Raw genomic sequence first — 10,074 nt, forward strand, 5'->3', positions numbered from 1 at the left:
GCTAACTGCGGCACAGGCCGGCCGCTGCTGCGCAACAGCCCCACCGCCTCGCGCTTGAACGCCTCGGAATACGGCGGGATCTTCGGCATCAACAGACATCCTTCCCGACCGAGTCAACTCAGTCAGACGATGTCCACGAAAGCGGGGGAATTCCACTAGCCCCGTCTCGGCAGCCTCACCTCTAGACGTCGGACGATTCGGTCGAGCGTCTCGGCTGTACTGCGCGCGCGTTCGAGCGCATCCACCAGCTCGCGCTCGCTGACCGACTCTCGGTTCGCGACCTGTCGCCGAGCCCGCGCAACCTCGAGCTCGACGTACAGGGCGAGTACCTCCGCGACCGAGCGATCGCCGATGACCGAGCGAAACTCCCTCCACGTCTCGTCATCGACGCCGACGCGAGCGATTCGCGACGCGGCCCGTCGTGGTTGCCCGAGGTCGCCCCCACGCCTCCGTGATCGTCGTCCCATAAAGCCTCAGTCGACGAGGCCCGCCCGTCACCCTCGTACGCGTTACGCGTCAACATGTAGCACTTGGTGCAAGTGTGTGCCGGTCCTTGCAGTGGAGTCTCGGCGACGGTGACGGCCGTCGGCGGACGTGTGACGCTCTAACAAATGGGCGCAGCTATGGCCTCAGACAGAGAGCGAGTTCGATCGCTGGTCAGACGACGAAGTACCGCATCCGCTCGGGGGGACAGACAAGAGTGACAAGCTCAAAGATGAGGTCGCCGTATCCGCGAGCCTCGTCAAGCGCCCGCTTGCGCTCGTCTGGGTCAAGAAACTGGTCGACAGCCTCCGCCTCGGGCCGCTGCGTGACATCGAGAAAGGCCACATACCGCTCCTCGAGTTGCCGCACGACATCCGCAGCGCTTGCATTCGATGCGCCGAGCTCGGCGAGGCGCTCGCGAGGCGTGAGCTCGCACAGGCGCAGAACCTCATCAAGGGTCACGGGCACCGGCGAGGACCCGAGATGCGCCGCCATTGAGAAGCAGGTGGTGAGGCGGCTTACCTTCAGCTTGTAGTTCTTGAGAGCGCTATCAGCCTTCTTGCGTTCACGCTCCGCCCCGGCGAGCTGGAGGATTTTGAGCCGATGGTGCTCGTAGTTGAGCGTGAGGGTGCGCCAGAATCGCAAAATGTCGTTCAGTAGGAAGACAGGAACGAAGTCCTCCGCGTGGTCTTCGAAGTCGCGGTAGTAGAAGCACAACACTCGTTCCAGCAGCCCGCGATAAGGACGCTCGTCGCTGACGGGCCGGCTCTCGAGCAGCAGCAACAATCGCGCGGTGAAGGCGTTCAGCGAGTCGTCTTCCGGAGATCCGAGAACCTCCTCCACTGTCGCCACGCTCTGGACCGTCAGGAACCTCCCGTGCCGCGTAAATGGCGGGAACCCTAGGTCCTTCGCAGCCTCAATCAGCCGCGCCATGACGAGGACCAGTTCGGTGTACGGGAACTCTACGTCTCGCCCCGCGTCGTGGAGGAAGAACAAGTCGATGTCGGAATCCGGTCCAGCCTCAAGGCGTCCGTAGGAACCGGTGGCGTAGACGCAGAGACCGTTCGAATCCAAGATGTCGCGTACGGGTTCGAGCTCCTCAGATAGCGCTGCAAGTCGGTCCTGGGAAAAGCTCCGGCGATCGTGCACGGGCGGAGCATAAGGGTGGACGCCGATGCAGCTTCGACAACATCCGCTCCGTGACGCATACTCCGACGGTGCCCCGCCCCGACGTATACATCTCTGCTGACGTCGAAACCGACGGACCAATTCCCGGGCCATATTCGATGTTGTCCTTCGCGATGACCGTTGTTGGCCATTACGACGGTCGGTCTTTCGAGCGCGTCGCTGATCGGAGCGCCGTGTTTGTACGGGAGTTGCAGCCGATCGCCGAAGACTTCGAGCCGGACGCGCTCGCCGTCAACGGTTTGGATCGCGATTACCTACGCGAGCATGGGGCTAGCCCGAAGCAAGCGATGGATGAGGCCAGCGCATGGGTGCGCGAGCAAGTTGGATCCGCACGAGCAGTGCTAGTCGCCTACCCGGTCGCCTTCGATTGGTCCTTCCTCTACTGGTACTTCCAGCGATATGCCGCGCATGGCTCGCCGTTCGGCCATTCATCATGTCTCGACATCAGGTCGTTCTTCTTGGCCTGTGCGGGGACCGTCTTCGATGAGGCCGACAAATCGCGTATGCCGAGCTTTCTGAGGGCATCGACGCCTCACACACACGATGCTCTGGATGACGCGGTCGAACAGGGCCAACTCTTCGCGAACATCTTCGAATGGTCGCTAAGCCAGCGACGCAGACAGCGGCATCGCTCATCAGCAGCGCCGTCCTGGCTTGCGGAGAGAGTGGTTCCAATCGTTTGATCTCGGGGTTGCTTCGGTTCCTGTCGCCCTCCTACGCAAGCGCTAGGCCGGACAGGACGCTGTAGGCGGCGAGAACAGACAGAAGACCGGCGAGCCGCAGGAAAGACACGGCGGTGACATTCGCTTCCACAAGTTTTTGGGCGCGGCGGTGCTGGCGTTCAAGTTCGTCCGCTGGATTGTCCGCAGGGTAGGGCAACACAGGTCGTTCGTTGGCTCGGATCGCCTCTTTGACCGCCTCATAGACGGACGATGACTCGACGGTGTGGAGCCCGATAAGCGGATAGAAGCTGGCGAGAAACGCCAGGGCGACGAGAATGCCGGCTGCGATGGCGTAGCCCTCGACGATCGCCGGATGCGAGTTGATTGCCAAGCCGGTGGCGATTAGAAGCGCCGCAATGGATGCCGATGCTCGCGTCTCGAGGCCACGTCGCTCATCCCGCTCGGCTTTCTCCTGATCACGTAGACGATCGAGCTTCTGTAGCGGGGTGATTGGTTCGCTCATGTAGTTCGGCGCCTCTCGATCAAACTCTTGTCTTGAGTGGGTAGCTGTCTGTGTGTCGACTAAGCCGTCGTCGGGTGTGGCCCTGCATGTCCCGCGCCGGAGCGCCGTACTAGGCGATCGTACGAATGGCGTCGGTTCGCGTCTCGTGACTCTGGTTCCGCTTGGTTCGGGTGTGCCTCAGCTCGGGTGCCGGCGTCGAGCATCCGCGGGACGTATGTCGCGGGAGAGATCCACGACAACCGCGTGAGCAGCAAGGTCGTTGGGCCCCAGGCGTGCAGAGCCGGGCCCATTCTCAGCAACCGGCCGGGGGTCCCCGAGCGGCGGCCCTCCTAGCACGACGCTGCCGACGTCGACCACGAGCGGTGATCGTCGGTGGACGAGGACGCCGCAGTTGCCGACGATGCAGGAAGCCAGTCCGAGGTCGGCGCAGCACAGGTGCAGGAAGCCGAGCAGCACGCCGGCATCCCGCCAGATCAGCGACATGCCGGCCGGGTAGCGGCTCAGCGTTCGCTGGGTTTGCGCGACGGCGACGATGGCCGCAGGTGGCGGCTCGGCAGCGCCCACGATCCGGCCCAGCTCCGCCAGGCCGTCGGCCGGCGATGAGTCGGTGAGGACGAGCTCGCAGGTCAGCGGGTCAAAGCTGTAGCGGCCGGGCACAAGGCCACTGACGTCGCCGGCCCACAGTTCGAGGTCCAGGGGGTGGCGGCCGCCGGCGGAGGGAGCGGGGCGTTGGGAGACGACGTAGCCGTCGGGACCGTCGCGCCACCCGGCCACGCGACCGGTGCGGATGAGCGCCGCGGCCACGTCCCCGGCGAGCGGCGTTGACCAGCTTGTCTGCGATCTGCGGCCGGCGAGAATTTCTGCCAGGGGACGGGAAGCCTCAGACGCGTGCGCCCCGAGCGCGACCCGCGGCCCGTCGTAGTTGGCGCGCCAGTCGGGCACCTCCGCCGTCAGGTGCGGACGCAGCCGCTGTGCCTCCCCGATGGCCGTGAGCGCTCCGGCTGACGGGAGGTCCGGGCCTTGCTTGGGCTCAGCCCGTTGCCAAGCCTCGAGGATTTGCTGCCCGATGTCGCCATCGAGGCGGGCGGTGCGGCCGTTGTCGTCGGAGGCGATGACCTCGCCGCCTTCGAGACGAACGGTCAGCGGCGTCACCGAAGCCTTCCCAGCCGTCCGAGAACCTCCCGGCGTTTGTGGCAGCCCGGACAGGCGCCGCAGGCGATGTCGGTCACGTGGCAGGAGTGTGTCCACCCCAGGACCTCGTCGCCAGCGCCCGAAGCGGTAACAAGCTGGTCGCTGGTCATGTCCACGCCCGGCGCCAGCACCCGCAGGCCGCCCTCCTGCATTGCCACGAGACGGTCGAGCGCCTCGTAAAATTCGGCAGTCCCGTCTCGGTGGCGCTCGCCGTCGCCGAGCACCGAACCGACGACGATGCTGCTCGCGCCGCGCGGCAGCCCCCAGCCGGCCGCGAGCGTCACCAGGAGCTGGTTGCGGTAAGGCCACCATTCCGGCGATGGGGCGCCGCCGTTCGCGGGCTGGCCGGCGAGCAGGCCGCTGCCCAGGGCCGCGCAATCGACACGCAGGACGTCGTGGCTGAGGCCCAGCTGCCGACAGACTGCAGCTGCGGCAGTCACTTCGGCCGCAGCGGGCCGCTGCCCGTAGTCAATGGTCAGCGTCAGCGCCGGCCGGCGCATCGCCGCCAGTGCCGTGGACTCCAGCCCGCCGGAGAGCACCAGCAGCTCCATGTCACAGCGCCATGCCCATCGACGCCCAGAGGGCGCGGTAGACAGCGGTCGGCAGGTCGGTGTGCAACTCGGCGCCGGTGCCGCGGAGCATCTTGAGGTCCTCCCGATCGGGCTGCTCGGTGTACACGACGATCGGCAGCCCGTGGTGGTTGGCCCAGCCGGCTTCGAATACCGACCCGGCGTCGGTGTCGTCCAGCAAGGCCAGCAGCGCCGTGCAGCCTTTGAGTCCGTCGATGTCAGCCTGCGCGACTTCGTCGTCGCCGATGCCGATGTCGTGAAAGGGCGAGAAGACTTCGCCGCCCAGCCCCGATAGGGCATCGGCCGTCAGCTCTACCAGCCACCGCTGACCCAAGTCGAAGAACGGGGCGGCGAGATAGACCCGCCCGTCGCTGGTATCCAGCTGACCGTCGCCGGGCTCGAAGTCCTCGGGCCTGAGGTCCAGGTTGCGGTCCGAGCACCAGCGCGACGCCGCGAACGAGCCGGCGCGGGCGGCCTCGATCGGGTCGGCGCCGCCTTCAAGCCAGGCCCATGCGAAGCCAGCGGCGAACACGTCGCCGGAGCCGATCGGCCAGACGCGCCGCGTCGGCCACGGGCCGACCATCTCCTGGGCGTCGGCAGTGGTCACCAGGGCGCCGCGCGCCGCGCGCTTCGTGACAATCACGTCGGCGCCTGAGCGCTCGCGCAGCGCTCGGGCGGCCACATGCAGATCCTTCTCGCCGGTCATCGCCCGTGTCTCGGCCGCGTTGGCCACGACCGCCAGGCGCCGGGCGCTCAGCCCGTCGAGGTTCAGGGCGCCCAGGTTGCGCGGCTGCTGCGGGTCGAAGACCAGGCCATCAGCCTGCGCGTGCGGCCCGCCTTCGATCATGCCGAAGACCAGCGCTGAGTCCCCGTCGACTTCGATGCGCTCGGCAGCGGCGTTGGGCCCGTCGATGGTGGGCGCCGAGAGCGGCGTCCAGTAACGGAACGCCACCGGCTCCGCCCGCTGGCGCCAGCGAACGTCGAGGCCCAGGGTCTCTGCAACGATCAACGCCTCCTCTTCGGTGCGCTCGTCGATGGCGCTGTGCAGGGTCACCTCGGGGCAGACGCCGCGCAGCGCTGCGGCGGCCCGCAGCCCCGAGCCCCCAAGCGTGCTCGTGACGCCGTCCGGCCCGGGCTCCCGGCACAACTCGGAGTAGGTGCCGCCGACGACGATCACGCAGGCTGGACCCGCACGCGGACGGCCCCGCCGGAAATCAACAGGACCTCGGCAACGAATCTGAAGCCGTCCTGGAGGCAGCGAAGCACCTCGGTGAGCCGGTCCAGCAGGCCGCCGACGACCGTGCCGTCGTTGCGGCGCAGTTCCACGACCGGCGGGACGCCGCCCGAGCCTGGTCGAAGGACCACGTCCAGGCGCTCGCCGATCGACAGCACCGCGACCGCCTGTGGCTGCGGCGTAGCCACTGTCGTGTTGAAACGCAGCTGCGCGCACCGCGTACCGCGGTCAGGCCCACCGAAGCCGCCGCCCCCTCCGCCGCCGCCACCACTGCCACTCATCTCAGGCTGACCTCATGCTCGCTCATCGGTAGAGCGCTGAGCGTACGCCCAGCGGTGGACGCCATGCCAGCAAGTAGAGCGTGCGACAGGGGCGTGCAGCGTCGAGGCTGCTAGCGAGCCAGCAGCAGCTGCTGCGCGGCGCCGAGCGCCTGCATGTGGTGCCAGACGCAGGCGTCAAGATCGGCGGCTGAGACCCGCCCGAGGGCCGCCAATTGGAGGAACGCATCTTCGAAGCGCCAATAGTCCCGCGGCAGCCGCCAGGCCGGCGAGAAGCAGCCGACCGCGAGGCCCGCGCGGTGCATGTGGATGTCGATGATCGCCACCTCGTCGCACGCGCAGTGGTTGCGCACGACCCAGGAAGCGGTCTTGGGGCCGACGCCGGGCAGCAGCATCAGCCAGTCGCGCAGCGCCACCGGATCTTCCGGCGGCCGGCTTGCGTCCAGCTGCGCGAGCGCCGAGGCCAGCCGGCGGGCGCGCTGGCGGGCGAACCGGTAGCGCATCGGCCGCGGCGCGCCGGCCACCATTAAGGGCGCGGTCAGAACGCGCTCAATCTCGGCGACGGACGGCGGGCGGTCGAGCAGGCCCGCGTCCCGGACGGCGTCGAAGGCGGCAAGCCCCACGGCGGCCGGTATGCCGAAGCCGCCGAGCATGCAAGCGGCGAGCTCATCAGCCAACGTCTCGCCGAGCTGGTGGCCGCCGCTTCGGGGCTGGCGGCGGGTCAGCTCGGCCCAAAAGGCCGCTGTGCCCAGCTGCCACGGATGGCCCCAGTCGAAGGCGAGGTGCTGGCCATCGACCGTGATCTCGACGCGCTCGCCGAGCGGCTCCGCCGCGCAAGGGACTGTCCGGGTCTGCGGCCGACTGGCGGGATCGGCTTGTGGGCCGCGTAAGGCGACCGGGGGCGGGAAGGTTGCGGCGGGCGCGGATGTGGGCGCGGCGGACAGCGAGGAGGGCATAAGGGTACGGCGATCTAGGGCGGCCGCTGACCGGCACGCTGCCAGGTTGCATCGCCGGCCGGGGACCTCCCGGCGCGCTGCGGTCCGATTAGCGACAGGTTCGCCGCCGTGCGCCGGCATCCTGCCAGCGTTACGTCCTATGCAGCGGCGAGTCTTGTGCCGATGCCCTACACGGTCAAGGAGCTGTACTACACGTTGCAGGGCGAGGGCGTGCACGCCGGCCGGGCAGCCGTGTTCTGCCGTTTCGCCGGCTGCAACCTGTGGAACGGCCGCGAGGCCGACCGCCAGCGCGCAGTGTGCTCGTTCTGCGACACGGACTTCGTGGGCGTCGACGGGCCGGGCGGCGGCCGGTACGAGACTCCGGAGGCGCTGGCCGACGCCGCCGCGGCGTTGTGGCCGGGCTCGCTGCCGGCGCGCGAGCGCGGGGCGTGGCTGGTCTGCACCGGAGGCGAACCGACGCTTCAGCTCGATGGCGAGCTCGTTGACGCCTTCCTCTCGCGAGGCTTTAAGCTGGCCGTGGAAACCAACGGCACCAGGCCGCTCCCGGATGGGCTGGACTGGGTGTGCGTGTCGCCGAAGGCGGCCGCCGAGCTGGCTGTGCGTGTCGGGGACGAGCTGAAGGTCGTCTTCCCGCAGGCCAACCTGGATCTCGATGCACTGGGTGAGATGGACTTCACCTACCACTCGATCCAGCCGATGGACGGTGCCGAGCGCGACGCCAACACGATGGCGGCTGTCCGGTACTGCCTTGAGCACCCGCCGTGGCGGCTGACGCTCCAGACCCACAAGCTGGTCGGCCTGCGATGAGCGACATGTTTGAGCTCAGGCGCACCTACCGGTTCGAGGCCGCCCACTTCCTGCCCAACGCTCCCGAGGGCCATCGTTGCCGGCGCGTGCATGGCCACTGCTACAAGATCGAGCTTCGCGTCAGCGGCGAGATCGACGAGGCTGCTGGCTGGGTGATCGACTTCGCCGACATCGACGCGGTCGCCGATCCGCTCCGCGCAGCGCTGGACCATCAACTGCTTAACGACATCGAGGGGCTCGCCAATCCGACGTCCGAGGCGCTCGCCCGTTGGATCTGGCAGAACGTCAAGCCGCGGCTTGAGGGCTTGTCGACGGTGATCGTTCGCGAGACGCCGCGATCGGCGTGCGCCTTTCGCGGATGATGTCGCGCCTCGCCGCTGCCCGTGGACGCTCACATGACTTGGGAGCGGGCACGCGCGGAACACCTCCATACAGCAGGGGAATGACCGCCAGGCGCGCGGCGCGCATGGTCCCGCAGCGACCCGCACGGGCGGATCGGCCGCCCGGACCGGATTTACTGATAACGACCAGTGAAAGTCGCTTAGCGTTCCGCCGTCGCTCAGCCGGCGTTGCGCCGTCCGTTGGTGAACTTGTGGGCGGACTGCGGTCAGCCCGGTCGTCTAGCGATCCGTGCGCCAGAGCCGCCAGCTCGCTACGCGTTCGGCTCGCTAGGGGACGTGTTCGGGGTCCACAACGGGGTCCAAGCCGCCTCCAACTCACCGCAACTCAGCTACCCTCAACCCCTATGAATGCTGGGATTTCACCCCAGCAGAACGCACCAGGATTCGCTGGGGGCCGGGCGGTCGCAGGTTCAAATCCTGTCTCCCCGATCGACAAGAAAGGCCCGCAAATGCGGGCCTTTTTCGTGGGCTGAGGCGGGTGTGGCGCGAGGCTTGCGGTCCAATTTGCGGTCCAATTTCTGCAGACGGCCGCGCGGCAACGGGCGCAAGTCGTGGTCCGCCCGGGCGCCGAACTGGGAGGCGGTGTCGCCTTCACGGGGAAGCGGAAGCGCGCGTCGGATCCGCCGTCGGCGCGTGGTTCGTGTACGACCTGCATCCCGCCTCGGGCCTCCACGGCATAATTTCGTCGTGGCGTGCAGCAGCGGGCGGGCGAGCCTCACCAGGGACCAGGACCGGCAGCTGTTCGTCGACTCGGCCGGCACATGCCTGCTGTGTCAGACCTCGCTGTTCCCCACGACGGTGGGAGGCCGGTCGATCCCGATCGCCGAACGGGCGCACATCGTCGCGCACTCCCCGGCTGGTCCGCGGCGAGCGGCTTCTCGAGACGATGTCGAAGTCGACGACCCGGCGAACCTCGTGCTCCTGTGTCCGACATGTCACACCAAGGTCGATCGCGCGCCGGAGGAGTGGCCGGCCGCGACGCTGGTGGACCTCAAGTTCGCCCGCGCGGCCGCAGTGGCTTGGATAGGCGGCCTCGTGACCTTCGCGAATCGCGCCGACGCTCGTGCCGCCGTCGAGGCGGTCCTGAGCGCGAATCGGGACACGTTCGAGCAGTTTGGTCCCGACGAGCACGACGGGTCGTTTCCCAACACCGAAGGCGCGGTGAAGTGGCGCGATGTCGTGCTGACCGAGATTGTTCCGCGCAACGAACTGGTGGTGTCGATCGTGGAGCTCAACCGGTCCCTCGCCACGGACGCCGATCGCCGCGCCGCGTCGCAGCTGCGCGCCCACACGCGCGACCTCGCCGCCAAGCACCGCGGCGATCCCCTGCTGGCACCCGCCAAGCGGTTCCCGGCGGCCGTCGAGGGGATCTTCTCGGAGCGCTCGCAATGATCGATTCGTACCCGGTCGACTGGTTCGCGCAGAAGATCGTCAGCCACAGCCACGTCGATGACGCCGCGGTAATCGACGAGCGGGAGGTCGCGCTCGTGCGCAAGCGACTGAGCCCCATAACGGTCGTGCCCGTCAGGAGTGACTACGTGCTGCGCGCGGACGTGGAGGAGGTGCTGGCCGATCGTCGACCGACCCTAGTCGTGCTCATCAACCGCGACGGCCATTATGCCTGGACGGCCAGGGACTTCGGTAGGTGTTCAGTTGGGTTGGGGGACATAACGCCGGGTTGTCGAACCTTGTGGTGTGGAGCGGGCCGAGGCCGAGGCGATCTATGGGCAGGGCCGCGACGCTGTTGTCGAGGTGCTGCTTGCACTGTCGGCGCAGAACGAA

Annotated in this window: 11 protein-coding genes and 1 pseudogene; 5 read left to right on the plus strand and 7 right to left on the minus strand. The window is 67.9% G+C overall.

Annotation, left to right across the window (positions count from 1 at the left end; all coding sequences use genetic code 11):
* Nucleotides 1-657: 657 nt before the first annotated feature.
* Nucleotides 658-1,632 carry a nucleotidyltransferase domain-containing protein gene (locus VK501_RS09315; protein ID WP_324336910.1) on the minus strand — a complete coding sequence of 325 codons (975 nt, stop codon included), beginning with the start codon at nt 1,630-1,632 and terminating at the stop codon, nt 658-660.
* 68 nt (nt 1,633-1,700) lie between these two features.
* Here VK501_RS09315 and VK501_RS09320 point away from each other — a divergent pair, with 68 nt between their 5' ends.
* Nucleotides 1,701-2,354 carry a hypothetical protein gene (locus tag VK501_RS09320; RefSeq protein WP_324336911.1) on the plus strand — a complete coding sequence of 218 codons (654 nt, stop codon included), beginning with the start codon at nt 1,701-1,703 and terminating at the stop codon, nt 2,352-2,354.
* A gap of 31 nt (nt 2,355-2,385) precedes the next feature.
* On the opposite strand, the gene VK501_RS09325 is transcribed toward VK501_RS09320, so the two are convergent.
* The 6 genes from VK501_RS09325 to VK501_RS09350 form a co-directional block, all read right to left on the minus strand.
* The gene (locus tag VK501_RS09325; RefSeq protein WP_324336913.1) at nt 2,386-2,856 is read right to left on the minus strand and encodes a hypothetical protein; all 471 of its coding nucleotides are present in this window, start codon (nt 2,854-2,856) and stop codon (nt 2,386-2,388) included.
* A 177-nt stretch (nt 2,857-3,033) separates the two neighbouring features.
* Nucleotides 3,034-4,008 carry a hypothetical protein gene (locus tag VK501_RS09330; protein ID WP_324336916.1) on the minus strand — a complete coding sequence of 325 codons (975 nt, stop codon included), beginning with the start codon at nt 4,006-4,008 and terminating at the stop codon, nt 3,034-3,036.
* Nucleotides 4,005-4,598: a 7-cyano-7-deazaguanine synthase gene (locus tag VK501_RS09335; protein WP_324336918.1), complete on the minus strand. Its 594-nt coding sequence runs from the start codon at nt 4,596-4,598 to the stop codon at nt 4,005-4,007. The genes VK501_RS09330 and VK501_RS09335 overlap by 4 nt, the downstream gene beginning before the upstream one ends.
* Nucleotide 4,599: 1 nt before the next feature.
* Nucleotides 4,600-5,793, minus strand: a complete 1,194-nt coding sequence (locus tag VK501_RS09340; protein WP_324336919.1) for a PfkB family carbohydrate kinase — start codon at nt 5,791-5,793, stop codon at nt 4,600-4,602.
* On the minus strand, nt 5,790-6,008 hold the full coding sequence (locus tag VK501_RS09345) for a hypothetical protein (protein ID WP_324336920.1): 219 nt from the start codon (nt 6,006-6,008) through the stop codon (nt 5,790-5,792). Before VK501_RS09345 ends, VK501_RS09340 begins: the two co-directional genes overlap by 4 nt.
* 233 nt (nt 6,009-6,241) lie before the next feature.
* A complete protein-coding gene (locus VK501_RS09350) occupies nt 6,242-7,084 on the minus strand; it encodes a hypothetical protein (protein WP_324336922.1) in 843 nt (280 codons plus the stop codon).
* 162 nt (nt 7,085-7,246) lie between these two features.
* Here VK501_RS09350 and queE point away from each other — a divergent pair, with 162 nt between their 5' ends.
* From queE to VK501_RS09365, 4 genes and pseudogenes are all read left to right on the plus strand, one after another.
* Nucleotides 7,247-7,891, plus strand: coding sequence for a 7-carboxy-7-deazaguanine synthase (gene queE, locus VK501_RS09355; protein WP_324336924.1), 645 nt, complete (start codon nt 7,247-7,249; stop codon nt 7,889-7,891).
* 5 nt (nt 7,892-7,896) lie between these two features.
* Complete coding sequence (gene queD, locus VK501_RS09360; protein ID WP_414641168.1) at nt 7,897-8,253, plus strand: 6-carboxytetrahydropterin synthase QueD; 357 nt, start codon at nt 7,897-7,899, stop codon at nt 8,251-8,253.
* 387 nt (nt 8,254-8,640) lie between these two features.
* Nucleotides 8,641-9,231: pseudogene (locus VK501_RS28735) on the plus strand (HNH endonuclease); the annotation flags it as partial.
* A 45-nt stretch (nt 9,232-9,276) separates the two neighbouring features.
* Nucleotides 9,277-9,684 carry a hypothetical protein gene (locus VK501_RS09365; protein WP_324336928.1) on the plus strand — a complete coding sequence of 136 codons (408 nt, stop codon included), beginning with the start codon at nt 9,277-9,279 and terminating at the stop codon, nt 9,682-9,684.
* Nucleotides 9,685-10,074: the final 390 nt, after the last annotated feature.

It is taken from the genome of Baekduia sp. (assembly GCF_035318805.1).
Taxonomy (GTDB): Bacteria; Actinomycetota; Thermoleophilia; order Solirubrobacterales; family Solirubrobacteraceae; genus Baekduia.

What these genes read in the sequence shown, in the direction of transcription:
- VK501_RS09325 (WP_324336913.1), bottom strand. Translation starts at nt 2,856, where the DNA reads ATGAGCGAACCAATCACCCCGCTACAGAAGCTCGATCGTCTACGTGAT.
- VK501_RS09350 (WP_324336922.1), bottom strand. Translation starts at nt 7,084, where the DNA reads ATGCCCTCCTCGCTGTCCGCCGCGCCCACATCCGCGCCCGCCGCAACC.
- queE (WP_324336924.1), top strand. Translation starts at nt 7,247, where the DNA reads ATGCCCTACACGGTCAAGGAGCTGTACTACACGTTGCAGGGCGAGGGC.
- VK501_RS09335 (WP_324336918.1), bottom strand. Translation starts at nt 4,598, where the DNA reads ATGGAGCTGCTGGTGCTCTCCGGCGGGCTGGAGTCCACGGCACTGGCG.
- queD (WP_414641168.1), top strand. Translation starts at nt 7,897, where the DNA reads ATGTTTGAGCTCAGGCGCACCTACCGGTTCGAGGCCGCCCACTTCCTG.